Origin of the sequence: Xanthomonas sp. 3793 (assembly GCF_024806835.1) — a bacterium.
GTDB classification, from domain to species: Bacteria; Pseudomonadota; Gammaproteobacteria; order Xanthomonadales; family Xanthomonadaceae; genus Xanthomonas; species Xanthomonas arboricola_F.
In genome coordinates, this window is sequence record NZ_JANTYU010000005.1 from 306054 (window position 1) to 331182 (window position 25129).

General features: G+C 66.4%; 20 protein-coding genes and 1 other RNA gene. 4 read left to right on the forward strand and 17 right to left on the reverse strand.

Annotation, left to right across the window (positions count from 1 at the left end; translation table 11 throughout):
* Nucleotides 1–257: 257 nt before the first annotated feature.
* The gene (locus FHY18_RS17945) at nucleotides 258–2066 is read right to left on the reverse strand and encodes a DUF885 family protein (RefSeq protein ID WP_259157691.1); all 1809 of its coding nucleotides are present in this window, start codon (nucleotides 2064–2066) and stop codon (nucleotides 258–260) included.
* 434 nt (nucleotides 2067–2500) lie between these two features.
* Nucleotides 2501–3139 (reverse strand): 16S rRNA (guanine(527)-N(7))-methyltransferase RsmG, encoded by a 639-nt coding sequence (gene rsmG / locus FHY18_RS17950; protein ID WP_259157703.1) that lies wholly within the window; start codon nucleotides 3137–3139, stop codon nucleotides 2501–2503.
* 342 nt (nucleotides 3140–3481) lie between these two features.
* Here rsmG and FHY18_RS17955 point away from each other — a divergent pair, with 342 nt between their 5' ends.
* The gene (locus FHY18_RS17955; protein ID WP_259157706.1) at nucleotides 3482–5074 is read left to right on the forward strand and encodes an alkaline phosphatase D family protein; all 1593 of its coding nucleotides are present in this window, start codon (nucleotides 3482–3484) and stop codon (nucleotides 5072–5074) included.
* Here FHY18_RS17955 and FHY18_RS17960 read toward each other — a convergent pair.
* Nucleotides 5053–5649 (reverse strand): 4'-phosphopantetheinyl transferase superfamily protein, encoded by a 597-nt coding sequence (locus FHY18_RS17960; protein WP_259157717.1) that lies wholly within the window; start codon nucleotides 5647–5649, stop codon nucleotides 5053–5055. The two genes, FHY18_RS17955 and FHY18_RS17960, sit on opposite strands and share 22 nt — an antisense overlap.
* Nucleotides 5650–5775: 126 nt before the next feature.
* On the opposite strand from FHY18_RS17960, the gene FHY18_RS17965 reads away from it, so the two are divergent.
* Nucleotides 5776–6027: a GlsB/YeaQ/YmgE family stress response membrane protein gene (locus tag FHY18_RS17965; RefSeq protein WP_259157719.1), complete on the forward strand. Its 252-nt coding sequence runs from the start codon at nucleotides 5776–5778 to the stop codon at nucleotides 6025–6027.
* A 192-nt stretch (nucleotides 6028–6219) separates the two neighbouring features.
* On the opposite strand, the gene FHY18_RS17970 is transcribed toward FHY18_RS17965, so the two are convergent.
* The 8 genes from FHY18_RS17970 to FHY18_RS18005 form a co-directional block, all read right to left on the reverse strand.
* On the reverse strand, nucleotides 6220–6657 hold the full coding sequence (locus FHY18_RS17970; RefSeq protein WP_259157721.1) for a GFA family protein: 438 nt from the start codon (nucleotides 6655–6657) through the stop codon (nucleotides 6220–6222).
* Complete coding sequence (gene xth, locus FHY18_RS17975; RefSeq protein WP_259157724.1) at nucleotides 6654–7433, reverse strand: exodeoxyribonuclease III; 780 nt, start codon at nucleotides 7431–7433, stop codon at nucleotides 6654–6656. The genes FHY18_RS17970 and xth overlap by 4 nt, the downstream gene beginning before the upstream one ends.
* 91 nt (nucleotides 7434–7524) lie before the next feature.
* The gene (locus FHY18_RS17980; protein WP_259157726.1) at nucleotides 7525–8085 is read right to left on the reverse strand and encodes a hypothetical protein; all 561 of its coding nucleotides are present in this window, start codon (nucleotides 8083–8085) and stop codon (nucleotides 7525–7527) included.
* Nucleotides 8086–8145: 60 nt separating this feature from the next.
* Entirely contained in the window at nucleotides 8146–10362 is a 2217-nt protein-coding gene (locus FHY18_RS17985; RefSeq protein WP_326521223.1) for a phospholipase, read from the reverse strand.
* A gap of 144 nt (nucleotides 10363–10506) precedes the next feature.
* On the reverse strand, nucleotides 10507–11367 hold the full coding sequence (locus FHY18_RS17990) for an ankyrin repeat domain-containing protein (RefSeq protein ID WP_259157732.1): 861 nt from the start codon (nucleotides 11365–11367) through the stop codon (nucleotides 10507–10509).
* 161 nt (nucleotides 11368–11528) lie between these two features.
* Nucleotides 11529–12377: an ankyrin repeat domain-containing protein gene (locus FHY18_RS17995; RefSeq protein ID WP_259157736.1), complete on the reverse strand. Its 849-nt coding sequence runs from the start codon at nucleotides 12375–12377 to the stop codon at nucleotides 11529–11531.
* A gap of 368 nt (nucleotides 12378–12745) precedes the next feature.
* On the reverse strand, nucleotides 12746–14002 hold the full coding sequence (locus FHY18_RS18000) for a phosphodiester glycosidase family protein (protein WP_259157739.1): 1257 nt from the start codon (nucleotides 14000–14002) through the stop codon (nucleotides 12746–12748).
* A complete protein-coding gene (locus FHY18_RS18005; RefSeq protein ID WP_259157751.1) occupies nucleotides 13992–16667 on the reverse strand; it encodes a TonB-dependent receptor in 2676 nt (891 codons plus the stop codon). The genes FHY18_RS18000 and FHY18_RS18005 overlap by 11 nt, the downstream gene beginning before the upstream one ends.
* 107 nt (nucleotides 16668–16774) lie before the next feature.
* On the opposite strand from FHY18_RS18005, the gene FHY18_RS18010 reads away from it, so the two are divergent.
* Nucleotides 16775–17920, forward strand: a complete 1146-nt coding sequence (locus FHY18_RS18010; protein WP_259157754.1) for an ROK family transcriptional regulator — start codon at nucleotides 16775–16777, stop codon at nucleotides 17918–17920.
* Between the two features lie 94 nt (nucleotides 17921–18014).
* On the opposite strand, the gene FHY18_RS18015 is transcribed toward FHY18_RS18010, so the two are convergent.
* From FHY18_RS18015 to FHY18_RS18025, 3 genes are all read right to left on the reverse strand, one after another.
* Nucleotides 18015–18728: a hypothetical protein gene (locus FHY18_RS18015; RefSeq protein WP_259157757.1), complete on the reverse strand. Its 714-nt coding sequence runs from the start codon at nucleotides 18726–18728 to the stop codon at nucleotides 18015–18017.
* A gap of 92 nt (nucleotides 18729–18820) precedes the next feature.
* Nucleotides 18821–19711 carry a peptidyl-prolyl cis-trans isomerase gene (locus tag FHY18_RS18020; RefSeq protein ID WP_259157760.1) on the reverse strand — a complete coding sequence of 297 codons (891 nt, stop codon included), beginning with the start codon at nucleotides 19709–19711 and terminating at the stop codon, nucleotides 18821–18823.
* Between the two features lie 83 nt (nucleotides 19712–19794).
* Nucleotides 19795–20802, reverse strand: coding sequence for a glycerophosphodiester phosphodiesterase family protein (locus FHY18_RS18025; protein WP_259158445.1), 1008 nt, complete (start codon nucleotides 20800–20802; stop codon nucleotides 19795–19797).
* A gap of 635 nt (nucleotides 20803–21437) precedes the next feature.
* Between FHY18_RS18025 and FHY18_RS18030 the strand changes: the two genes are divergently transcribed.
* Nucleotides 21438–21511, forward strand: a non-coding RNA gene (locus FHY18_RS18030) — sX9 sRNA.
* 64 nt (nucleotides 21512–21575) lie between these two features.
* Here the strand turns inward: FHY18_RS18030 and FHY18_RS18035 are convergent.
* The 3 genes from FHY18_RS18035 to FHY18_RS18045 form a co-directional block, all read right to left on the reverse strand.
* Entirely contained in the window at nucleotides 21576–23303 is a 1728-nt protein-coding gene (locus FHY18_RS18035; protein ID WP_259157763.1) for a cation acetate symporter, read from the reverse strand.
* A complete protein-coding gene (locus FHY18_RS18040) occupies nucleotides 23300–23617 on the reverse strand; it encodes a DUF485 domain-containing protein (RefSeq protein WP_101364961.1) in 318 nt (105 codons plus the stop codon). The genes FHY18_RS18035 and FHY18_RS18040 overlap by 4 nt, the downstream gene beginning before the upstream one ends.
* Before the next feature lie 70 nt (nucleotides 23618–23687).
* Nucleotides 23688–25079, reverse strand: a complete 1392-nt coding sequence (locus FHY18_RS18045; RefSeq protein ID WP_259157768.1) for a porin — start codon at nucleotides 25077–25079, stop codon at nucleotides 23688–23690.
* Nucleotides 25080–25129 lie beyond the last annotated feature (50 nt).

Consider the following 25129-nt stretch of genomic DNA (forward strand, 5'->3'; position numbering starts at 1 on the left):
GCCCGGTCCGCCGAACGGGCGATCATGCGTTGCGGCGTTGAGGACGTCGGGACGGCATCGCGGCCAGGGCCGCTCCTACAACAGCGGGGTCGCCGGTCCTGCTTCCCGGTAGGAGCGGCCTTGGCCGCGACGCCTTACCGACCAATTCACAGCCACCAGGAGGATGGGGATCGCCCCGAAGCGGTGCGTCCGGTCCGCCGCAGGGGCGATCGATCCCGGCGGCGTTAGCTGCACCGGGACCGTATCGCACGCATCGGTCAGGGCGCGGCGGCGGCCTTGGCCTTGACCGGGCGCGCCTTGCTCTCGGCGATAAAGCCGCGCACCTGTTGTTCCAGCACCGGCAAGGTGACCGAGCCCTGCTTCAACACCACGTCATGGAAGGCCTTGATGTCGAAACGATCGCCCAGCTCGCGTTCGGCTTCGGTGCGCAGCTTGACGATGGTGATCTCGCCCAGCTTGTAGCTCAGCGCCTGGCCGGGCCAGGAGATGTAGCGGTCCACTTCGGTAGTGACTTCGTGCTCGCTGAGCGCGGTGCGGTCGCGCAGATAGGCCAGCGCCTGTTCGCGGGTCCAGCCGTCGTGGTGCACGCCGGTGTCGATCACCAGCCGGCAGGCGCGCCACATCTCGTAGGTGAGCCGGCCGAATTCCTCGTACGGGGTCTCGTAGATGCCCATTTCCTGGCCGAGTTTTTCGGTGTACAGCGCCCAGCCTTCGCCATAGGCGGAGATATAGTTTTCGCGCCGGAACGCCGGCTGCTCGCCCTGCTCAAGCGCCAGCGAGCCCTGCAAGGAATGACCGGGCGAGGACTCGTGCAAGGTCAGCGCCGGCAGGTTGTACAACGGCCGCGACGGCAGGTTGTAGGTATTGACCCAATAGGTCGTGGCGCCACCGCGCCCGGCGGTCCAGAACGGGGCGATATCGGCCGGCACCGGCTTGATGGTGAAGCGCCCGCGCGGCAGCGTGCCGATGAACCTGCCGACCTGCCCGTCCACCCGCTTGGAGATCCAGGCGGCGCGATCGAGCAGCTCCTGCGGCGTCTTGGCATAGAACTGCGGGTCGGTGCGCAGGAAGGCGAGAAACTGCGCGAAGCTGCCCTTGAAACCCACCTGCTGGATGATGGCGTTCATCTGGGTCTGGATCCGCGCCACCTCGTCCAGGCCGATCTGGTGGATCTGCTCGGGCGTCAATTCCAGCGTGGTGTATTCGCGGATCTGCTGGCGATAGAACGCCTTGCCGTCGGGCAGCGCTTCGGCCGCCAGCGTGGTGCGCGCCTTGGGCATGTAGTCGGTGCGGAAGAAGGTGAGCAGTTTGGCGTAGGCCGGAAGCACCGCGCCGCTTACCGCAGCCTTGGCCTGCGCACGTAGCTGCGCCTGCTCGGCAGCCGGGATCTGCGCCGGCAGTTGCTTGAACGGCGCGTAGAACGTCGACTCGGTGGGGTCCTTCACCTCGGCGACGGTGGCGATGGAAACATCGCGCCCGTCCAGCACCGCGCGCGGCACGCTGAAACCGCGTGCCAGCCCGGTGCGCATGTTGGCGATCTGCTGATCGAAATAGCGCGGCACATCGTTCAGGCGCGCGATGTAGGCGCGGTACTCGGCGGCGGTCTTCATCGGCCGCTGCGCCATGAAGCCCAGGTTGGACCAGAACGAGCTGTCGGAATTGAACGGCATCTCGTACAGGCGCAGGCGCACTTCGGCGGCAAGGTTTTCCACCTGCGGGCGATAGATCGCAAGGTTGATCCGGTTGGCGGGCGAGAGCTGCTTCGGGTCGATGCCGTCGAGCTGCTGGAGCACCCCCTCCCACACCGCCAGGCGCGCCTGCTGCGAGGCCACGCCGACATCCGGCAGCTTGGTGTTGTCGCCGGTGGTATCGGTGTCTTCATCGGCCTGGCCGGTCTCGGCCTGGCGCCATGCCCACTCTTTCTCGTAGATCGCGCGGAAGCGCGCGTCGGCGGGTGCTTCGGCGGTCAGTGTGGCCGGAGCCGGCGGCGTGGCAGCCTGGGTCGTGGCGGCGAACGAGGTGCCCAACAGGGCGAGTGCGAGGGCGGTGGCAAGCGGAGATGTCACGTGCGGAAAGCCTGATCTGGAGCGAACGCCCGATCATGGCAGCCCGCACGTGAGCTGCCATGGGCCGGAAGTCCCAGCGCGGGCTGGTGCATGGGCATGGCTAGTGTCGGCGCTGCCCCCATCCGCCCTGCGGGCACCTTCCCCCGCAGGCGGGGGAAGGGAGCTGCTGTGCTCGTCAAGGGCCGGGGAAGGGAGCGGGTGTGCTCCTCAAGGGCCGGGGAAGGGAGCGGGTGTGCTCCTCAAGGGCGGGGGAAAGGAGCTGGTGTGCTCGTCAAGGGCGGGGGAAGGGAGCTGGTGTGCTCGTCAAGGGCGGGGAAAGGGGACTGGTGTGCTTATCCAGCGAAGGCAGGCGCTGAGCTTGTCGGGGACGCTGCTCGCTCCCTCTCCCGCCTGCGGGAGAGGGTTGGGGTGAGGGCAGCTGAAGGCCGAATGGCTCAGGCCTTGCGCACCACCACCAGATGCCGCTCGCCCTCCAGGCCGGGCACCTGCAACGGGTGCACCTCGCGCAGCGTCCAGCCGGCCGGGAGCGCGGCGATCTCCTCGTGCGGGTAGACGCCCTTCATCGCCAGCAGGCTGCCGCCCGGGCGCAGCAGGTGACCACCGACGGCGATGATGCCGGCCAACGTATCCAGTGCGCGGGCAGTGAGGTGGTCGTAGGCAGCCGGCTCGTCCAGCGCCTCGGCGCGCGACTCGGCCACGCGCGCATTGCGCAGCGCCAGGTGACGCAAGGCCTCGCGCATGAACCGGGCCTTCTTGCCGTTGCTTTCCACCAGCGTCACCTGCAGCTGCGGGCGGGTGATCGCCAGCGGGATGCCGGGCAGGCCGGGGCCGGTGCCCAGATCGGCCAGCGTGCCGCTGGCGATGTAGGGCTGCATGGCCAGCGAATCGAGCAGATGGCGGGTGACCATCTCGCGCGGGTCGCGCACGGCGGTGAGGTTGTAGGTCTTGTTCCAGCGCACCAGCAGTGCGAGATAGCGCAGCAACGGCGCGGCGAAATCCGCCTCCAGGGATTGGGCCTGCAGGCCATGCGCCAGCGCGGCGGAGACATCGGGGGCAAGTGCGGCATTGTTCATGGCGCGATTATCGCAGTTGGCGATGGCATGGCGGGATTGGGGATTGGGGATTGGGGATTGGGGAAGCGGGAAGCGGGAAGCGTCGATGCTCGCAGGAACGATCTGACGCAAACCGGGCGTGCATCGACGCAGCCGGCCTGCGATTGACGGCAATGGCCGGCGGCCCCGACACGGCGTCGCATCGCAGGCGTGCCGTACGACGTGTCCGGCGATACGGCGCAGCCCTGGCCAGCCTCGGCGTGATCCCGGTCACGCGCCCTGGAGCCGTGCCGGTGTCGGACACGCAGCGGTAAGACAGCGGCGCTACATCTGCAGGCTCCCCCGCTGCGCGAAGGCCCCCTCATGACCGCTTCCGATCCCGCGCGCCGCCGCGTGCTGCAAGGTTTGGGCGCCGGGCTATTGCTGCCGGCGGCCGGCGGCTGGTCTGCACGCAGTCTGGCCGCGCCTTCCGGGCGGCCGATCATCACCGATGGCGTGCAGAGCGGCGATGTGCGCGACGGCGGCGCGTTGCTGTGGGCCCGCGCGGACCGCCCGGCGCGGATGCGGGTGGAATGGGATACGCGGCCGAACCTGCGCCAGGCGCGTCGCGTAGATGGCCCGATGGCCGTGCCCGCCCACGATTTCACCGCGCGCGTGGACCTGGACGGATTGCCGCGCGACCAGGACATCTTCTACCGGGTGCGCCTGGAGGACGCCGACAGCGGTGTCCTGAGCGCGCCGGTGCATGGCCATCTGCGCAGCGCACCGCAGACCCGACGCGATGTGCGTTTTGTCTGGAGTGGCGACACCGTGGGCCAGGGCTTCGGCATCAATCCCGACATCGGCGGCATGCGCATCTACAGCGCGATGCGCGAGCGCAACCCGGATTTCTTCCTGCATAGCGGCGACACCATCTATGCCGACAGCCCGATCCTGGCAGAGCTCACCGTGGAAGGCGGCAAACGCTGGCGCAATCTCACCACCGCGGCCAAGAGCAAGGTGGCCGAAACGCTGGACGAATTTCGCGGCAACTACCGCTACAACCTGCTCGACGAACATGTGCGCCGCTTCAATGCCGAGGTACCGCAACTGTGGCAATGGGACGACCACGAAACCACCAACAACTGGTCGCCCGGCAAACAACTGGATGCGCGCTATCAGGTGCGCGACATCCAGGTGCTGGCCGCGCGCGCACGCAAGGCGTTTTTGGAATACGCACCGATGCGCGGAGTGCGCGCCGACGGCAATGGGCGCATCTATCGCAAGATCGGCTATGGCCCGCTGCTGGATGTGTTCGTGCTGGACATGCGCAGTTATCGCGGCGCCAACAGCGACAATCTGCAACCCACACCGAGCGCGGAGACCGCATTTCTCGGCGCCGAGCAGCTGGCCTGGTTGCAGCGCGAGCTGGCCGGCTCACGCGCGCAGTGGAAAGTGATTGCCGCCGACATGCCGATCGGCTTGCAGGTGCCCGATGGCGAAGATGGCAAAGGGCGCCCGCGCTGGGAAGCGATCGCCAATGGCGATGATGGCGCACCGCGCGGACGCGAGCAGGAGATCGCCGCGCTGCTGCGTTTCATCAGCCGCGTGCGCATCCGCAACACGGTGTGGCTGACCGCCGATGTGCATTATTGCGCCGCGCATTACTACCACCCGGACCGCGCCGCGTTTCAGCAGTTCGAGCCGTTCTGGGAATTCGTCGGTGGGCCACTCAATGCCGGCAGCTTCGGGCCGAATGCGCTGGATGCCACCTTCGGGCCGACGGTGGTGTTCCAGAAGGCGCCGCCCGCGCCGAACACCTCACCGTTGGCCGGGTATCAGTTCTTCGGCGAGGTGGAGATCGACGGCGCCAGCGGCGTGTTGACGGTGACCTTGCGCGATCTCGATGGCGTGGCGCAGTTCCGTCAGCCGATCCTGCCGTATGGCACGGCGCCTTACGCGGCGGGCCGGGGATAAAACGCCAGCGCGGCACGGCAGTCCGGCGCGGCCCACCATTCGTGCAGCTGCCAGTGCGCTGCATCGCCCAGCTCGGGGTCGCACCATTGCAGGCGCAATGCGCCATCTGGCGCCAGCGCATACGCCAGCCGATGCAGACCGAACGACAGGCCATGCCCGTAGGCCTTGAGCAAGGCCTCCTTGGCGCACCACAGGCGAAAAAACAGCGCCTGTTGTGCGTCGGTCTCCAGCGCCGCCAGCAATGCAAGCTCGTCCGGATGAAAGAAGCGCTGCGCGATATCCAGCAGGCGCGGTCGTGCACGGATGCGTTCCAGATCCACCCCCAGCCGCACGCCACGACCCAGCCCGACCAGCAGATACTCGCCACTGTGGCTCCAGCCGGTATCCCAGTCGGGCAGCGCCGGTTGCAGGCCGGGGCGACCGCGCGCATCGCGCAGCAGCGGCACCTCGGCCGGGTCGATCGCCAGGGCCGGGCCAAGCAGCTGCCGCGCCTGCGGTTCGCCACGCTCACCCGGCCGATGCGGACGCAGCCAGAGCTGCACCGGGCCGTGCTGCCAATCGGCATGCACTGTCACGCCGTGCACACCAACCCCAACGCTTGGACCGGGCGCATATCGCGCTCGACAGCTGCTTCACGGCCCGCTGCGTCCAATGGCGCGCATGCACCGCTCCCGGTGCAAGCGAACGAGGAGATTGGCACCATGGGCATCATCATCTGGTTGATCATCGGCGGCATCGTGGGTTGGCTGGCCAGCATCATCATGCGTCGCGATGCACAGCAGGGCATCATTCTCAATGTGGTGGTCGGCATCGTCGGTGCAATGATTGCCGGGTTTCTGTCCGGCAACAGCATCAATCAGGCGATCACGGTGATGACCTTCGTGTGGTCGTTGATCGGTGCGGTCATCCTGCTGGCCATCGTCAACCTGTTTACCCGCGGCCGCGCGCGCTGAGCGCATCTGACCAGGCGGCGCGCGCCCGTCAGGGCCGCACGGACGGCGCCTGAGAAACATAACGGGCGCGTCCTCCATGTCGATTCCAGGCGGGCAACTCTCAGCTGACGGTTGCTCACTGGTGTTGCTGGTTGCGCTACATCGCACCATCGCGGTTGCTGCAATGCCCGGGCTTGCCCGGGCATTGTCGTTTCAGCTGCCGGCGGCCATACGGTCAGCCGGGTGGTTGACGCCGTCTTCCACCGGCACCGCGATGTTCAGCGCATAGGGGTTGACGCCTTCCAGGCAGCCGACGTTGTAGCCGTACTCGTTGGGATTGGAGCGGCGGCGGTGATGGGTGTAGATACCGCAGACGCCGCAGAAGTAATGCGCGGCGGCGTGGGTGTTGAACTGATACAGGCGCAGCACGTCTTCGCCCTGCAGCACGTGCAGGCCATCGAGCGTGACCGAGGCGACGATGGCGCCACGGCGGCGGCACATCGAACAATCGCAGCGGCGTGGATCGAGCAGGCCGTGCGGCAGGTCCAGATCGATCTGGACGGTGCCGCAATGGCAGCTCAGGCGGTGTACCGGCCCCAGCGTCACATCGCCGATCTTGTGGGTGCTGCGACGCAGATGACGCTCGCTCATGCGCCAACCTCCGCCAGTTCCACCCAGGCCGGGGCGTGGTCGCTGGGGCGTTCCCAGGTGCGGGGTTCGCGGTCGATGCCTGACCCGATTGCGCGTGCGCGCAAGGCGTCCGACACCAGGGTCAGGTCGATGCGCAGCCCCAGGTTGCGGCGGTACGCGGCCTGGCGGTAATCCCACCAGCTGAACTGCTCGGCCTGATCGTGATGCAGTCGAAACGCATCGTGCAGGCCCAGCGCCAGCAGTCTTTCCAGCGCGGCGCGCTCGGCGGCGGAGGTGAGGATGTGGGCCTCGTTCCACACCACCGGGTCGTGCACATCGCGCGCATCCGGGGCGATGTTGAAGTCGCCCAGGACCACCAGTTGCGGATAGCGCTGCAGCTCCTGCGCGATCCACTCGTGCACCGCATCCAGCCAGCGCAATTTGTAGGCGTATTTGTCGGTGCCCACGTCCTGGCCGTTCACCACGTACAGGTTGACGATGCGCACGCCATCGACGGTGGCGGCGATGACGCGTTGTTGCACGTCATCGAACCCCGGGATGCCCATCTGCACGTCCAGCGCCGGCGCGCGCGACAGGATCGCCACGCCGTTGTAGGTCTTCTGGCCGCAGAACACGCTGCGATAACCGAGCGCGGCCAGCGCCGCATCCGGGAACTTGTGGTCCTCCAGCTTGGTTTCCTGGATGCCCACCACGTCCGGCGCGAAATCGGCGAGCCACTGTTGCAGGTGCGGCAGCCGCACGTTGAGCGAGTTGACGTTCCAGGAGGCGATCTTCATGGCGGAGGCCGTGGTCCAAACCGCCAATGGTACCGTGACCTCGCCGGTCAGTCCGAAGCGCCTACGCGGCCATGCTGCGCTGGGCCTGCCGTCACGGCCGTGGCCTGACCACCCGGTATTGGTTGCGCGCTCCGCTGCGTGGCCCGCGCGTATCGACGTTGGCACACAGGCGGTCTCCACACAGGACGACGTCGCTGGCGGCCACCGCCTGCAGCACCTTGGCGTCGAGCCGGTACCGCGTCAGGTCCCGGCGCGCTTCGGTCAGCAGGTACACACTCGAGGTACAGGCCAGCACTGTCGCGACGATCAGCCCGGCGCAGGTGAGCCAGGCGCGGGTGAGCCAGCGTCTGCGCAGCGCTTCGTGCGCGACTTCTACCCCCTGCAAGGCCGTGCCGGAACGTGAGATCACTGCGTCCAGCCGACGCGAAGCGGGAGCGAGACTGCTGTCGAGTGCCTGTTGCCAGGCCTGTTGCAACTGCGGCACCGCGTCGCCGACCAGGCGGTTGATTTCATCCCCGTTGCGCGCGACCAGCGTGCGTAGCGCTGCCATGTCCCGCTCCAGCGCGGCGTGCTGGCGCTGGTCGCGCGCTTCGATCGTGGCGGCCAGCGTACCCAGCGCCCTGGCAAGGTCCTTCAGCTCTTCTTCGCGCATCCGTCGTCTCCGTCACCGCGCATCGCCAACGCGCATCCGCCTTGCCGCACGTGCGGGTGCTTACCCGCCACCGCCACCGCCACCGCCTCCACCACTACCGCCTCCACCACTACCGCCTCCGCCGCCATCGCCGCCACCGCCACCGCTATCGACGGCGGCCATCGCCGGCCCGTGGTGCATCAGGCTCATCACGCGTACCGGTCCATGCGCCATCTGCACATCGGCCGGCTGCATATCGGCCGGGGTCCAGGCCAACTGATTGGTCACCGCCTCCTGCTCGCGTTGCTGCATCAACGCCTGCCCCTCCTGCAGCAGCGCCTGTCCTTCGGGCGAATACCGGATTCGCTCGGCCGCCTTGAACACCGCCGCCTCGTCGTGATTGCGCAGCGCCTGCAGCATCGCGTCGATATTCGCATCGCCGGTCCGCAGCGCGGTCGGCGCGTGCGGATCCTGCTGCGCAGCCGTGCGGCCCTGGCCCAGGACCTGACGGGCCTGCTGTTCTTCCGCATCGATCCGCGCCTGCAGGCTCGGCACCACCGTCTCGGTCATCAGGTGGCGTTCCAGCGCCTCGTGCAGCGAGCGTTGTCCGTGCATGGACAAGGTGGCCGTCTGCGCGACATTGCCCAGGTTGTTGGGGTTGCTCGGCGTAAACCTCAGCTGCGTGGCGGCACCGCCGGCCAGCAACGCACCTTCCAGCGCACCGCCGCTGGGTGCGTGTGCGGTGAAGCGGGCCAGCGCATCGCCGCCGGCATCCAGGCTGCGCTGCAGGCGTGGGCCGACCGTGTCCAGCAGCTGCTGCGGCAGCGCCGACACGCTACGCAGCCGATCTGCGGCTGCGGTTGCCGCACCCGCAGCCGTGTGCATCAAGGTTTCGGCCTGGCGCGCGCTGTCTTCGCGCAACCGCGCGGCATCCTGCTCGGCTTGCTGGCGGTCTGCCTGGGCCTGTCGCTCCAACGCCTGGGCCTGCTCCAGCAAGGTGGCCTGTGCGGTATCGGGCAACCAGCGTGCGACACCGCGCAGTGCGTCGGCGGCGCTGTCCTGCGCTTGCGCCTGGGCCTGCAACGCCCAGCGTTGCGCACTGGCATCCAGCTCACCGGCAACCGCACGGCCTGCGGCAAGACCACGGCCGAGCGTGTCGCCACCGGCTTCCAGTGCCGCGCCGGCGGCGCTGCCGCCGTGGCGGATGGCGGCGCCGCTCATCTGCATGCTGCGCGCCGCGCCGTCGCCGGCCGCATCCAGCGCCGCATCGCCCGCCCGCCCCAACGCTGCGCTGTGTTCGCCCAGGCCACGTCCGATCTGCGCACCTGCAGCGCCGGCCCGCAACACCCCCAGCGCCGGACCAGCCAGATACAGGCTTTCCTGCAAGGTCAGCGCCTGCGCGCGGTCTACCAGCGCGCCATCCTGGCCCTGCATCTTGGCCGGCAACACCGGCTCGATGCGGCCGGCGGCCAGCGGCAACTGCTGCAGCAGCTGGGCGGTATCGCCCTGCGCCAGCCGGTCCACGAACGCATGCACCGCCGGCTGCGCATTCACCGGCACATCGCGGTTCAGCGCGCTGTCGAGCAAGGCCTGCCCTTCCGGCAAGCTGCGCATCAAGGTGGCGGTGTCGCCCATCACCGCTGCCAGCTGCTGGCGCCGCGCCGCATCCAGCCGGTGGATGTTGTCCTGGATGCCGTTGTTGAGCATTTCGCCCTGGACCTGATAGGCCACGACGGTGTCGGCGGTGTCGTAGAGCTGCACACCGGGTGTGCTCTTGGCAAAACGCTGTGCGGTCGCCGGATGCAAACCGGCGGCGTTGAACGTGGTTGCCGGCACGCCACTCACCGCCGAGCCCGCCGAGCCCATTCCGCCGCCCAGGGAGTGGCCGGCAATTTCGAAATCGACGTTCTGCTGTTTCAGCTGGGATGCCAGTCGCATGGCACGATCGTAGTAATCGGTCTGCATGCCAACCGACTGCGGGAAGTTGTTGGCCAGAAAGTCTTCGGCGCTGGTATCGCGCAGACCATTGGCGGTCGCCACTTCGCCCGCCGAGCCTTTGTAGACCACGGCGAGCTTGTAGCCAGGCCCAAGGATTGCCGGATCGGGAATGTAGATTTCGGCACGGAACCCCGAGTCGTCAGGCTTCAGGTAGTCTTTCAATCTATCCGAGCCAAGTGAGCGTAGTTCTGGAATACGGGTTTGCAATAACTCGATGTTCTCACTCCCGCGCATCCATCCAACAGGGGCATGCCCGATTCCCTTGGCCGAATCGTAGACATCGTCGGCTAGCGAAGCCATCTCATGCGCATGATAGAGCTGTTGCAGCTCGGCAGCACGAGATGCAGCTTCCACAGTGCCGCTGGCACGCAGGTCATTCAACAACTGCTCGCGTTGTCTGTGCAAATTTGGGGGTTGCATGCGATCAATCCTTGCGCATGGAATTCAAAGCAGTGGGATGTCTCTTTCTTCCGATGGAAAGTGGAACGCCTTGCGCATGCGTTTGTAGTGCTCCGGCATCGCAGGTCGCGCATATCCACGCGCGAGCAGCCATTCCTGGCATTTTTTCTGCCAGTGTGGATCCTTAGGGTTTCCCGGATGCCAATATATGGAAGAAATTGTACGCGAGTCCCCTTTGACTAACGAAATATCGCCGGAATACTCAATCCGTGGGTCCGCCCCGTGTTCCAACAACCAGAAAACCCGCTCAAATCCGCCGGAGCCCGAGTAGTTTTCCAGGAGGGTTCCACCCATTCCTGCCAATGCATTAACGTCGGCTCCCTTTTCCACTAACAACTGGATATTTGACCACTTGTCCTGCTTGATAAGCGCGTGGAAAAGCAGTGTCTCTCCATTTGAATTATAGGTGTTCGGATCCCCTCCATGATCAAGCAGCAGCTTGAGATAGACAGAATCATCCTGCTCGGCTGCCCAGACCATTGCGCGGTTCCGGTAACGCCCTTTGAACCGCGTCGTCTCTTGTAAAGGATGCAACTGCCCAGCGTTGGGATCGGCCCCATTCTCCAACATCGCCTTCAACCCGGCCGGGTTGTGGGTGAAGATCGGCCAGAACAACAGTGGATAGCCGTCCTTGGAAAAAATCTTGTCCGGGTTCACGCCCTCCACCTTCATCAACCGCCACACTTCCTCGGTATTGCCCTGCTCGGCTGCCAGCGCCAACGCCAAGGCCTTGGGGTCGGTGAAGTTACGATCGGGCGCATAGCGCGATTGCGCGGCAGGCGAACAGCCGGTGACAGCCAGCAACACCGCGCAGCAGATCTGGATGAAAAAATGCGATGGCTTCACGCGCGCCTCCATGGCGGCTGGTTGCGTAGGGACAGGATGGTAAGCCAGTTGGCCGCTTGCAGCGCACGACCGGCTCTGCACTTGGTGTGCGTTTGGTCTGTTCGGCATCGTGGTTCCGGCTGGACGGACGTTTGCATGCGATCAATCCTTGCGCATGGAATTCAAAGCAGTGGGATATCTTTTTCTTCCGTTGGAAAATGGAACGCCTTGCGCATGCGTTTGTAGTGCTCCGGCATTGCAGGTCGCGCATATCCACGTGCGAGCAGCCATTGCTGGCACTGTCGCTGCCAGCGGGGATCCTTTGGATTTCCCGGATGCCAATAGATTGATGTGATCGTGCGTGAGTCCAGTTTCCTCGTCGCAGTACTCCCGGAATACTCAACACGTGGATCCGCACCGTGCTCCAATAACCAGAACGTGGGTTCGAACCCGCCCGTACCAACGTAGTTCTCTATAAGAGTTCCTCCCATTCCTGCTAGCGCATTGACATCGGCGCCTCGCTCGACCAGTAACTGGATATTCCGCCACTTGTCTTGCTTGATGAGTGCGTGAAACAGCAATGTCTCGTTATTCGAATTCCGCGTATTCGGATCACCGCCATGATCCAGCAGCAATTTGAGATAGATCGGGTCGTCCTGCTCGGCTGCCCAGACCATTGCATTCGAGTTATTGCGAACGCCTCGATCTAGCGTTTGATAAGGCAGCGCCACATTCGGATCGGCCCCATTCTCCAACATCGCCTTCAACCCGGCCGGGTTGTGGGTGAAGATCGGCCAGAACAACAGTGGATAGCCGTCCTTAGAGAAGATCGTGTCCGGGTTCACGCCATCCACCTTCATCAACCGCCGCACTTCCTCGGTATCGCCCTGCTCGGCTGCCAGGGCCAGTGCCAAGGCCTTGGGGTCGGTGAAGTGACGGTCCGGCGCATAGCGCGACCGCGCCGCTGGCGAACACCCGGTGATGACAAGCAACACTACACAGCAAATCCGGATGAACAAATGCGATGGCATCACGCGCCTCCGTTGCGCCGTGTCCGCCGAGTGGGCGGGGTGAGGGTAATCGCCGTTGGGCGCGCGCTGCCGCCGACTGTTGCGGCGTCCGACCCATCAGTGCAAGCGATACTAACGCCCATAGCATAGCGCAGGGCGGCGGCCTGGCAAGTCGGCGGGTCGTTGATCCCACAGGTATAGCCGCAGCGACAGACCAATGCGACAAGGCATCCGTGTAGCGGAAGAGCACCTCAGAGACGCCCACATCGACGTGGCGATCGGCGGCCAGAGAAGAGTGGACGACGCGGACACCGGCGAGCGAGTGGTGCATGCCGTGTCCGGAGATCCCGCGCCCTGCAATGAGCGCGTAGTAGATGGCTCAGTGGCTCTCAGTCGATTGGTGCGATCCGCACCCCCAACTGGTTGGCCACCGGACGTTCGCGTCCCGGAATGCCTGTGTGGATGGGGCGGTTGAGCGTGCGCACGCGGCCGTCGACGCGGGCGGCCAGGGTGCTGGAGCCGCCGCCGTCCAGGTTGATGGCCGCGTGGGCGCCGAGTTGCTGCAGCACGGCGGTCAGTGCGTCCAGGGTCATGCCGGCGCTGTAGCCGGGCTGGCGGCCGTCGGCCACCACCATCCACAAGGTCTTGCCGGCACGGTCCAGGCCCAGCGCGCTGCGCGGTTCGGGGCCGTCGTAGTAGTCGGCACGGCTGGCTTCGCGCGGTTGGCGCCTGCCATCGAGCAACAGCAGCGGGCCGGCGCCCACACCGACGCGTGTGCCGGCCGGGCAACTGCCGCGCACGATATGCACCGCGTTGCGCGTACTCACACAGAAAGCGGCATCCACGCGCGCATCGCCGGTGGCGGCGGCCGAATCGAGATGGCCGTCGTCCATCGCCAGGCCTTCGGCGGTCACGCCCTGCCCGACTTCCGGCACGAAGGCCTTGTCGAACAGATGCCCGCCATCGAACGGCAGGAAGTAGTCGGCATTGATCGCCAGCGCCAGCCCGCCATCGCGCACGAAGGCGGTGGTGGCGGTGGCGAGAAATTCGCCACCGCCGCTGCGGTCGCCGCGCGTGCCGACCAGCTGCAGGCCCGGCGTGGTCAGGTCGATCCGTGCGATGTGCAGCATCACCGGCTGCGGCCCATCCACGCGCTGGCGCCAGTAGCGCACGCCGGGCGCCAGCGTGACCGGCGCGGCGGGCGCAGGCTCCGCCTGCACCAGCGGCTCGATGGCCGCGCGGGCACGCGCCTGCGCGTGGTCCAGCGCGGCCAGCACCGCAGCGATGCGGGCCGGCGGCGTGCGCAACAGCAGGGCTTGCGCCGGTGCCGACTGCAGCAGCTGCGCCAGATCCGCGCAGCGCGCGCCGGTGCAGGGCTGCGCGTCGCTGCCGACCCGTGCCGGGCCCTCGGCATCGTCGATGACCTGCAGGGCAATGCGATTGTGCTCGGCCGGTTTGCAGCGGCTGACTGCCGCCAGCACATCGTCGGGCCACTGGCCCCAGCAATCGCCGCTGACGATGGTCTCCATCGCTACGAACGGCGGCGTTGCTGCGGGCGTGGTGGCTTGCCGGCCGCACGCATTGCCGATGGATGCTGCCATCAGGCAGGCAAGCAGCGCCGACGCAAGACGTCGATCAGAACGCATAGTCCACTCCCAGGTAGTACGCGCGGCCGTTATCCAGTTGCTCGCGCATCAGTTGCTGATCGGCGCCGATGACGCGGGTCAGCCGCGCATTGCTGAGATTGCGGCCCTGCAGGGTCATGCGCAGCTTGTTGGTGAAGCGCCACGCCAGCTGCGCGTCGTAGCTGGTGATGGCGTCGTAATAGCGGTCGTTGACGCGGTTGTCCGTGGCCGCCGACAGCAACTGCAGGCCGGTGTAGTTGGCGCTGACGCGTGCACTGAAGCGGCCGATGTCATACAGCAGCGAGGCATTGGCGCTGCGTTTGGGCGATTCCATCAGGCCGGGCAGCGCGCGCAGGCTGCCATCGCTCATCTGCACGTCGGCAGTGCGCGGATCGAGCAGGGTCAGATTGGCCATCGCGCCAAGATGCGACCAGGCGCCGGGCAGAAAATCGAAGCGCGTATCGATGGCGGTGAACTCGACGCCGCGCACGCTGGCCGCACCGGTATTGATCGCCTGGGTGGTGGTGACCTGATAGGTGCCGACCAGCCCGCCTGGATCGCGCTGCAGATCGGTGCTGGTGACGCGCACGATCTCGTCGTCGATGCGCTTATGGAACAGCGCCATCGACAGCTGCGCATCCTGATCCGGATACCACTCCAGCGACAGGTCCAGATTGTCGGCGCGGCGTGGGCGCAGCTGCGGGTTGGCGATGCTGCGGTTGATGGTCAAGCCGGTGGTGTCCACCACCGGACTGCTGTTCTGGCCGATATCGCCGTAGGTGGGCAGGCCGATGCTGCGGCTGCCGGCCATGCGCAGCTTCAGCGCCGGGCTGATGTCCCAGGCAAGGTTGGCCGATGGCAACAGGAAGCGGCGGTCGCTGGCGTCCGATTGCTGCAGATAATTGGTGGTGCTGCTCAGCGGCTGCGGCACTGCGCTGAGCACCTCGCGTTGCAGATACTCGTTGCGCAGGCCGAACGTGGCCTGCGTGCGCTCGCCATGCCAGGTGCCCATCAGGTAGGCCGCGCCATTGCGTTCGTCGATGCGGAAATCGCTGATCGCACTGTTGCGCGCGTTGGTGCCTGCCAGCACGTAAGCGCCTGGAGAGGCGTCCGCAAACGCGGCCACCCGCGCCGGATCGACCAGCAGCAGGCAGCTGAAATCGGCGTACGGGCAGATGCGTGCATCGTCGCTGCCCACGGTCGCCAGACTCACCCGCCCCACCGGATTGCGGCGTACTTCATCCAGGTTGTAACGCTGTTGCAGATCGCGGTACTGCAGGCCGGCGCGCAGCCCCCACCCCTGCGCATCGGCGTCGGCGTTCTGGCTGTAGTCGATCTTGACGGTGGTGGTGTCGGTGCTGCTCTTTTCCACCCGGGTCAGGAAGTACGACTGCAGGTAATTGGCCGGATTGCCGTAATAGCCGGGGTCGACCAGGGCGATGGTCGGGCGCGTGTGGTCGCCCAGCGCGTAGCCGAATCCCATCCGTGCGGACGCGGCCGCGGTGAAGACATCTTCGCGCGTGTCTTGTCGATACTTGCCGGTGGCACGGTTGAACAACACATCGAGGTGGCCCTGCTGATGGAGGCGGAAGCTGCCGCTGGCCTGCGCGTAACGCAGCGTGCGGGTCTGGTCGAAGCGGTTGGCATCGGTCTGTGCGCTGCCCTGCGCGTAGCGGCCGGCGTCGGCATCGGCCACCGCCGCATTGCCGACCCGGTTGATCCACTGCGAGCGACGTCGTTCGTCGTTGTCGTGTTCGAAGGAGCCGGCGCTCAACGCCAGTTTCAGCGCATCGCCATCGTCGTACTCCAGTTTGCCGAACACGCTGCGGCGCTGACGTACGTTGTCGTAGCTGAGCGGGCGGAACCGGTCCGGCGCGATCGCCATGCCGTCGGTGTCGAGCGTGGGGGTCAGGGTCTGCCGTGCGCCGTTGGCGTAGTAGCTGTAGCTGTCGATGGCGGTGTTCAACGACGCCGAATCGCGGCGGAAGTAATCGGCCGACAGCACCACGCCGAAGCGATCGTCCGGCCCGAAGGTGTCGCTGAAACTGCCCTGCACCTGCCCGGACGGGCCGCTGCCCTGCAGTTGCCGGCGGTTTTCCCAGTCGGCCAGGTTCGCGCGCACGCTGGCGAACGGGCCATCATGATCGAACGCGCTGCGCGTGCGCAGCGACGCGATGCCGCCGATGGCATTGCTGTCCATGTCGGCGTTGAAGGTCTTGTAGATGTCCACCTGCTGCGCCAGCGATGCGGGGATCACATCCAGCGACTGCACGCGGCGGCTGGTTTCGGTGGATGGCAGCGCCACGCCGTCGATCAGCACCGTGTTGTAGTCGGGGTTGAAGCCGCGCAGGCTCATGAACTGCGCTTCGCCGCGGCCGTTGTTGACCACCATCGACACGCCCGGCACCCGCTGCAGCGCTTCGCCCAGGCCGAAGTCCGGGATCGAGCCGATATCGTCGGCAGCCACGCCATCGGAGACCACCGCCGCTTCGCGCTTGGCGCCGATGGCCTGGCGGATCGACAGGTGCTGGCCGGAAACCTGCACGGTGTCCAGCTGTACCGGTGCCTCGCTGGCGGGAGCCGACGCCGCCGGCAGCGGCTCGACGGCATGGGCATTGAGGCTGGTGCCGATACACAGGGCCAGCAGACAAAGACGGGGGCACGGGTGGGTGCTGAAGCGGGACATGGGGCGGCCGGTCGAGGATGAGCTCGACAATTTAATAACTTACTGTGAATTAATTATTTCAGGCAGGCGCAGGTAAGCTAGCCGTTCCCCCCGTGACACCGCATGCCATGCCCTCCACCGTCGCTTTTGCGCTGCCTCCGCACGCGCCAGCCCTGCCCGGCTTGAGCCTCAACGAGCGCGACATGCTCGACCGCCTGCGGCTGGCCGGGGTGCTGACCCGCGCCGACCTGAGCCGCGGCACCGGGCTGACCGTGCAGACGGCGGTGCGCCTGATCGAAGGCCTGCAGGCGCGCGGCATGGTGCAGATGGGCAGCAGCATCGCCCGTGCCGGGCGCGGCAAGCCGGGCGTGGCGGTGTCGTTGAACCCGGGCCACGGCCATACCCTGGGCATCTCCATCGCCACCGACGCGCTGAGCCTGGCGCTGATGGATTTTTCCGGTGCGGTCCTGGCCGCCACCGACGTGGCGCTGACCGATACCACCTTGTACGGCGTGCTGGCCCAGCTCCAGGCCGCCGATGCCGCGGTGCTTGCGCGTGTCGACACGGCAGGCCCGCGCCTGGGGATCGGTGTGGCGGTGAGCGGGTTCTTTACCGGCGTGGACAGCTTCATCAATCCGCCCGAGCCGCTGCGCGCCTTGGGCCAGATCGCGCTGTGTCCGTGGCTGGCCGAGGCCTTTGCGCAGCCGGTGTGGATGGACAATGACGGCAGCGTGGCTGCGGCCGGCGAGGCGATGCTCGGCGCGGGCCGGCGATACCGCGACTTCGCCTACCTCTACCTCAGCTACGGATTCGGCGGTGGCCTGGTCATCGACGGCCAGGTCATGCGCGGCGCGCGCGGCAATGCCGGCGAGTTCGCCGGCATGTTGCCGGCGCAGAACCTCGAACGCGCCACGCTGGAACTGCTGCGCGAACTGCTGGCCGACGACGGGATCGCGCTGCCGGATATACGCGCGCTGCTGGCCGCCTACGACCCCACCTGGCCGGCGATCGAGCGCTGGATCGCACGCGGCGCGCCGGGCGTGTCGTTGATCGTCTCGGCGATCACCGCGGTGTGCGACCCGGAGGCCATCGTGTTCGGCGGTCGCCTGCCGGCCGATCTGGCGCAGCGCCTGATCGCCGCCGTGCAGATCGACAACCAGCCGCGTCGCGGCCAGGGCCGCCCGCTGCCGGCGCTGCTGCCTGCCGAAGCGCCGGCCGATGCCTGCGCGATCGGGGCGGCGACGCTGCCGTTGAAGGCGCGCTACTTCCGTTGAGTGGCGGCCATGCCGTGGCTGCGGGCGCCAGCGGCTACGTTGCCTGGTCGCCGGGCGCATGCGCGATAGCGGCAATTGGCCTGGATGCCCTGCATCACCGAGCTGCCGCAGCGCGTGTGCGGCAGCAATAGCCGAACAATTCCACCGCCAGCGCACGTGCCTGTTGTTGCTGCTGTTGGGTCATCGACTCCAGCAATTCTTCATCTGCCTGCAACGGTGCCGCAGCATCCAGCGCGCGGCCTGGCGGTTGGCGCGCGGCCAGCCGCCACGCAGCGGCATACACCGGGTCGGGTGCATGCAGCAGCGGCGATTCCACTACCTGCGCCAATGTCTCGATGGCGTCGCGATGGCCTGCCAGCGCCAGCGTTTCCAACTCGGCCACAAGCGCTGCCACCTCCTGTTCGTCGCTCGCCGACAGTTGCGCGGGCACGCCGGCGGGTGCGGCGGCCACCGCACGTTGCAGCAGCTCGGTCGCGCGCTGCGCAAGCAGATAGCGTTGCGCGTCGGCATCGCCGCGCGCCGCGGCCGTGCGCAGCAGCGCCTCGATCTGCAGCTGCGTGCCGGCGACGCAGCGACGACCCTCCACCGGCGGCAGGCCCGCACCGCCGTGCGCGATCTGCGCTGCCCGTTGCTCACCCTGCTGGCGACAGGCCAGCTGTTGCATGGCGCTGTCGAACAGGTCCTGATCGATGCGCGCAGGCGGCTGCGACGATGCACCCCCCGCATGCAGCCCATGACTCGCAGCGACGCCGCTCTGCAGGTGCGACGCGGCAGGCGTGTGCAGGCTCCACGCCCCGGCAACCGCCATTGCCGCTGCCGCGCATACCGCGCCCGCCAGCGGCCAGCGCGACCGGGGCCGATGGCATGGCCGCGCACCGACGTTCAGCGCCGGCGCCGGCATCAACGCAGCGCCGCTTCCAGCGCGGCGCGATCGAACTGCAACGGATTGGCCTGGCGCAGACGTTCCAGCGCAGCGGTGGCGGCTTGGTCGCGCAATTGCACTTCGATCTGCCCGCGCGCTGTCTCCAGCGTGGCGGGTATGCGCGCATCCACGCGGATCAGGTGATATCCGTCCGGCCCGCGGACAGGGGCCGAAACCTGCCCCACGCCCAGCCCCTGCACGGGCGCAACAAAGACATCGGCCACGTTGCGCAGGAAGATCGATGACAACTGGCCACCCTCGGCCGCGGTGCTGCCGTCGTCGGATTCGCGCATCGCCAGTTCTTCGAAGGGGGTGCCGGCATCCAGCTGCCGCTTGAGCCGCTGTGCGCGTGCCAGCGCCTGTGCATCGGTCAACGGTGTGCCACGTCGGGCATCGCCTTCGGGCTGCAAGGCCACGAACAGATGGCTGAGGCGGACTTCGTCGTAATCGTGCGGATGCGCATCGAACTGGGCCTGCACCTGCGTCGCGTCGATGGACGCGGCATCGCGTGCGCGCCGCCGCATTGCCTCGGCAAGAATGGCATCGGTGGCCTGCCGGATGTGCGCGGCCACCACCGGGTCGTCCTGCAGATGCGCCTGGCGCGCCTGCTCCACCAGCAGCAGCCGGTCGGCGAATTCGCGAACGAAATTCGGGTCGGCCGCAACGGCCGGATTGGCGTTCTGCGGCAGGTCGGCCAGGGCCAGCGCGCGATACTCCGGCGCACTGAATGTCTGGTGTCCAATCTGCAGCACTTTTGCGGAAGCCGGGCCAGTGTGCAGCAGTGCATCGGCCGTGGCGGCCTGCGCCAGCGGTGTGCAGCAGGCAAGGCTCAACCAAAGCAGCCTGAAACAATGCGGTGTGGAAAACATGGGCAATCTCCGTCATGGCATGAACCGGCGGCGGCAGGTGCCGCCGCCGGGACTGCCGGCCCGTGCGGGCCGGCAACAGCTGCTTAGTCGTGCTTGCCGCGTGCACGCAGATAGGCGATGGCCGCTTTCGGGTCGTCGCTGGTGATCAGGCCAAAGGCCTCGTCGCGCACGATGAAATCCAGATTGCCGCGATTGTCGGCCGTGTCGCGACCACCGCCGTAGGAGAAATACAGATCCGACAGCGCGTAGCAGCAGGCGCCGCTGTTTTGATAGAACTTGCCGGCAGACGGGCCGTCCGGAATCGCCTGGAACACGCCCACGCGATACCCACGCTCGCGAATGAAATCGGCATCGCTCTGCAGCAGGCCGCCGAGTTGCTTGACGTTGATCTCCATCGTCTGATGACCGTCGTTCATCCATGCCGAGATGGTCTGGCGCACATTGATCTTGCCCAGCATGTTGGTGGTGAACACCGGAATGCCGACCATGCCACTGCCGTCGGCACGGTAGGCATCCCGGCTGGTGTACAGCGTTGCATTGACCTTGGCGGCGACATAGCTGCCCGATGCCACACCGAACTGGCTCTCGGCGGCCTTGCGCACTGCGCGTACCGTGGCTGCGTCCTTGATGTCGAACACCATCGGCGTACGCAGGTTGTGTTGCTTGTAGTAGGCGAACAGTTCATCCACACGCGGTACGTGATAGCCGGTGGTGGTACGCCGATCAGGCGTCAGCAGGAACAACTGGCTGACCTGCGACCACGGGGTGACCAGGACCGACGGGTTGACGCCCTGATTGGTGATCGGGTCGTACTTCACGCCGGGATGTTGCTGCCACACGGTGGTGGTGCGGCCCAGGTTGTAGTCGTGCAGCAGGACCGGCACGCCATCGCTGGTGAGCTTGACGTCCAGCTCCACACCGTCCATGCATTGGTCGTTGGCAATCTGCAGCGAGCCGCGCGAGTTTTCCGGCATGTCGGCGATGCCGGCGTATTTGCCCCACAGGCCACGGTGCGCCAGCACAACGGTGTTGGAGGAGTTGAACAGGATGCGTTGCATCTTGATGTCGGAGCTGTCGTTGCAGGCGGCCATCGCCAGCTGCGGTAGTGCAGCCAGCAGGGCCAATGCGCCGAACAGGCGGCAGGCGCGGGCCAGCGGATGTGGAGCGAGGAGGGTAGGCATGGTCTCTGTGTCCCGGTTCGTAGGTGCAGGAAGGGCAAGGGATGGACGAGAGCCGAGGGGTCGACGCAATCGGCAAACTCGCTTGCAGCGCACTCGCCGGCCGGTCGATACCGGGGGAGAGGCCAAGCCGGGCGTGATCAGCGTTCGGCTTCCGGGCCAATTTAGTCACTCTCGATGACTTAATTTCTTCGCTGATGTTGCCGTTCTTCGCAGTTGCGCAGGCGTAGCGTGAAAAACGAAGCAGGCGCCGGGGATCGTGCTGTTGGCGCGCAGCAAGTGCGCGGCGCTGGCAATCCTGCGCGCGCAGCGCGTCGGACACCTGCACACCAAGCTCTGATGTGGCCTTGCGCCAGGGTCCTTCCGACGCTGGATCACGGCCGGCATCCGCGCTGCGCGCACGATCGACCGGTAAAGATCCCGGCCCTCGCGTCGGCGGATGAGCGTAGATACGTGGCCGCACGGACGCTGCCCGCTCTGAGCCTTGGCGCGAGGCACAAAACTACCGTGCTCGCTGCCGGGCGGACGCGGCCGGTGCTCGGTGCGGCATGTCCCACTCCTGCACTGCGGTTGCCGCGCCGTTCCCACCCACCTGAGCACTGCTCGCTACGTTTTGTAAGCCGCTTGCCCAAAACGCAGAACGCCGGCACTAGGCCGGCGTTCTGCGACTGCTCAGTGACGGTGCGTCAGTGACCCGACGCACCGCTGGCACCCAGGCCGGTTTCGGCGCGGATCTGCTGGGCCTTGAACGCTGCGCGTTCGTTGGCCGCCTGCGGGCTGTGATCCAGGATCGAGAACAGCCAGATGCCCACAAAGCCAATGGTCATCGAGAACAGCGCCGGCGAGGTGTACGGGAACGGCGCCGACCCGGCCGCGTTACCCAGCGTGTCCACCCAGACCGACGGCGACAGGATGGTGAGCACCAGCGAGGAGACCAGCCCCAGGAAGCCGCCGGTCACCGCACCGCGAGTGGTGCAGTTCTTCCACAACAACGACAGGATCAGCACCGGGAAGTTGGCCGAGGCCGCAATGGCGAAGGCCAGCGAGACCATGAAGGCCACGTTCTGCTTCTCGAACACGATGCCCAGCAGCACGGCGATCACGCCCAGCACCAGGGTGGTGGCGCGCGAGACCTTCAGCTCCGAACCCGGCGCCGGATTGCCCTTCTTGATCACCGTGGCGTACAGGTCGTGCGACACCGCCGAGGCGCCGGACAGGGTCAGGCCTGCGACCACCGCCAGGATGGTGGCGAAGGCCACCGCCGAGATGAAGCCCATGAACACGTTGCCGCCGACCGCATTGCCGACCAGCACCGCCGCCATGTTGGCCGCGCCCTTGCCGCCGTGGATGGTGCCGGTGGTGACGTCCGCAAACTGCGGGTTGGTCAGCACCAGTGCGATCGCACCGAAGCCGATGATGAAGATCAGGATGTAGAAGTAGCCGATCCAGGTGGTGGCCCACAGCACCGACTTGCGCGCCTGCTTGGCATCGGGAACGGTGAAGAAGCGCATCAGGATGTGCGGCAGGCCGGCGGTGCCGAACATTAGCGCCATGCCGAACGAGATCGCCGAGATCGGGTCCTTCACAAAGCCGCCCGGGCCCATGATCGACAGGCCGGCCTTGGCCGCGTCCTCCTGCGATGCACCGCCGTTGGCCGCAATCGCCGTCTTCACCCGCACGCCCTCGGCAAACAGCGCCTCGAAGCTGAAGTTGAAGTGCCACATGATCGCCACCGCCATGAAGGTCACGCCGGTCAGCAGCAGCACCGCCTTGATGATCTGCACCCAGGTGGTGGCGGTCATGCCGCCGAACAGCACGTAGATCATCATCAGCACGCCGACCAGGGTCACCGCGACCCAGTAGTCCAGGCCGAACAGCAGCTTGATCAACGCACCGGCACCGACCATCTGTGCGATCAGATAGAACAGCACCACCACCAATGTGCCGGAAGCAGCGAAGCTGCGGATGGCGGTCGGCGCGAAGCGGTAGCCGGCCACGTCGGCAAAGGTGTACTTGCCGAGGTTGCGCAGCCGTTCGGCCATCAGGAAGGTCAGGATCGGCCAACCGACCAGAAAGCCGATCGCATAGATCAGGCCGTCGTAGCCGTTGGCCATCACCGCCGCGGTGATGCCCAGGAACGAGGCCGCCGACATGAAGTCGCCAGCGATCGCCAGGCCGTTCTGGAAACCGGTGATGCCGCCACCGGCGGTGTAGAAGTCAGCGGCCGACTTGGTCTTGGCCGCCGCCCACTTGGTGATCCACAAGGTGCCCAGCACGAAGAAGCCGAACATGCCGATCGCCACCCAGTTGGTGGGCTGCTTGTCGACCTGGCCCATGTCGCCGCCAGCGGCCAGTGCGAGGCCTGCCGGCAGCAGGCCGGCCAGAATCAGGAGAAGGCGCGAAGTCTTGCTCATTTGCGGGCTTCCTCGAGGATCTGCGCGGTCAGCTGGTCGTAGGCGCTGTTGGCGCGACGCACGTAGATGGCGGTGATGACGATGGTGAACACCATCACCCCGATCGCGATCGGAATGCCGATCGAGGTCACCCCGGCGCCGATCGGTTTGGCGAGGAATTCCTTGTCGAAGGCGATCAGGCCGATGTAGCCGTAATAGGCGAGCAACATCAGCACGGTCAGCGTCCAGCCCAGCGTATTGCGTTGGCGTTTGAGCGCGTGGTACTTCGGATTGGCATCGATCTTGGCGATCAATGCGTCATTCGAGACGGTCATGGTCTGTCTCCTGGAGTGCGGGCGGCACGGCCCGCCCACTTGCGTGGCGGGCCGCCGGCGGGGGTGAAGCTTAGAAGCTGTACTTGGTGGTGAATTGCAGGCGCGAGATGTCGCCGGAATCGCCGTTCTCCGCTTCGCGACGGCCGTACATCAGCTCGGCACCCACATCGACCTTGGGCAGCGGCGAATAGAAGACGTTGGCGCGGATGCTCTGCTGCGACTTGCTCGCCAGCCCGCCGGTATTGGCGATGTCGTGGTCGTAATTCACGCGCGAATACATGATGGTGCTGCGCAGCTTGGCGTTGTAGTCGTGGCGCCAGGCCACCCAGCCGGCGATCGTGCTGACGGTCTGGATGTTGCCGTCGATGTCGATCTCCACGTCCGAGCCGTTGCCCAGGCCCAGATAACGGCCAAGACCTTCGCCGTAGCTGAGCTGATAGCGCAGATCGTTGTTGGCGTTGATGATCCAGCGGCCGCCGCCGGCGATGGCGCCGCCGAAGTCGGTGTCGTTGGTCAGCGCGCTGCGGGTACGGTACTGACGTGCGATCGCCGACAGACCGAACGTGCCCCAGGTGCCCTTCCAGTTGTAGCGCGCAGTCAGATCCGGCATCGCGCCGTGGTCCGAGGCCAGGATGGTGTTGCCGCCCTGGTAGGGCGTGGTCAGCGTTTCGGGATTTTCTGCCGACACGCTGAAGGCACCGCGGGTGTAGCGGATCTGGGTCTGACGGCTGAACAGCGCGCCGTCGGTCGGCCCGACGATGTCGGCGGCCTCCGGCAGGATCGTGGAATCGATGAAGTTGGACCAGGTCTGGCCGGCCAGCCAGTTGTTCCAGCTCATGTAGGCATGCCGCAAGGTGCCGCCGTACAGATTGTTGACCTGGTTGGCGAGCGCGTTGCCGAAGAAATCCAGTTCGATGAAGCCGGTGAGCTTGTCGCCGTTTTCGGTCACCGTGTCCACGCCCAGGTTGAAGCGCGAGAACTTGGCATGGAAGTCGGTGTCGGTGCTCGACGCCTGCCCCCCGACAGGCGTCTGCGTCGGAATGTACAGGTAACGCCCCACCGCACCTTCAGGCAATGCGCCGTCGCTGGTGCGGGTGGTCATGAAGTCGGCCTTGATGAAACCACCGTAACGGAACGTTGTCCCCGCCGCTGCGTTCGGTGTGATGCTGGTGACCTGGATCGGCCGCTTGCCGGCCGGGACCACAGGTGCGGGCGCGGCGGCTGGCGTTTGCGCCTGCAAGGTGCGCACCTCGGTGACCTGGGTCTGCGTCTGGGCGATCTGGCCCTGCTGTTGTTGCTGCGCAGAGACCAGCAATTGAACCTGACGCTCGAGCTCGGCAATGCGCGCTTCCAGCGCCTTTTCCTTGGCCGTCTGCGCAAACGCCACGCCCGGCAGCATGATGGCCACGAACAAGGCTGCGGCCAGCGGTTTGCGCACCAACGGTGCAATACGGTGTGTCATGGAACCCTCTCCCCAATGAAGGCCTCGCGCTTGATGGCGATGCTGTGCGG

Bases quoted from the DNA above. Each gene is read 5' to 3' on its own strand.
- rsmG (WP_259157703.1), bottom strand. From the start codon at position 3,139: ATGAACAATGCCGCACTTGCCCCCGATGTCTCCGCCGCGCTGGCGCAT.
- FHY18_RS17955 (WP_259157706.1), top strand. From the start codon at position 3,482: ATGACCGCTTCCGATCCCGCGCGCCGCCGCGTGCTGCAAGGTTTGGGC.
- FHY18_RS17965 (WP_259157719.1), top strand. From the start codon at position 5,776: ATGGGCATCATCATCTGGTTGATCATCGGCGGCATCGTGGGTTGGCTG.
- FHY18_RS17970 (WP_259157721.1), bottom strand. From the start codon at position 6,657: ATGAGCGAGCGTCATCTGCGTCGCAGCACCCACAAGATCGGCGATGTG.
- xth (WP_259157724.1), bottom strand. From the start codon at position 7,433: ATGAAGATCGCCTCCTGGAACGTCAACTCGCTCAACGTGCGGCTGCCG.
- FHY18_RS17980 (WP_259157726.1), bottom strand. From the start codon at position 8,085: ATGCGCGAAGAAGAGCTGAAGGACCTTGCCAGGGCGCTGGGTACGCTG.
- FHY18_RS17985 (WP_326521223.1), bottom strand. From the start codon at position 10,362: ATGGCTTCGCTAGCCGACGATGTCTACGATTCGGCCAAGGGAATCGGG.
- FHY18_RS17995 (WP_259157736.1), bottom strand. From the start codon at position 12,377: ATGCCATCGCATTTGTTCATCCGGATTTGCTGTGTAGTGTTGCTTGTC.
- FHY18_RS18000 (WP_259157739.1), bottom strand. From the start codon at position 14,002: ATGCGTTCTGATCGACGTCTTGCGTCGGCGCTGCTTGCCTGCCTGATG.
- FHY18_RS18005 (WP_259157751.1), bottom strand. From the start codon at position 16,667: ATGTCCCGCTTCAGCACCCACCCGTGCCCCCGTCTTTGTCTGCTGGCC.
- FHY18_RS18010 (WP_259157754.1), top strand. From the start codon at position 16,775: ATGCCCTCCACCGTCGCTTTTGCGCTGCCTCCGCACGCGCCAGCCCTG.
- FHY18_RS18015 (WP_259157757.1), bottom strand. From the start codon at position 18,728: ATGGCGGTTGCCGGGGCGTGGAGCCTGCACACGCCTGCCGCGTCGCAC.
- FHY18_RS18020 (WP_259157760.1), bottom strand. From the start codon at position 19,711: ATGTTTTCCACACCGCATTGTTTCAGGCTGCTTTGGTTGAGCCTTGCC.
- FHY18_RS18025 (WP_259158445.1), bottom strand. From the start codon at position 20,802: ATGGCCGCCTGCAACGACAGCTCCGACATCAAGATGCAACGCATCCTG.
- FHY18_RS18035 (WP_259157763.1), bottom strand. From the start codon at position 23,303: ATGAGCAAGACTTCGCGCCTTCTCCTGATTCTGGCCGGCCTGCTGCCG.
- FHY18_RS18040 (WP_101364961.1), bottom strand. From the start codon at position 23,617: ATGACCGTCTCGAATGACGCATTGATCGCCAAGATCGATGCCAATCCG.
- FHY18_RS18045 (WP_259157768.1), bottom strand. From the start codon at position 25,079: ATGACACACCGTATTGCACCGTTGGTGCGCAAACCGCTGGCCGCAGCC.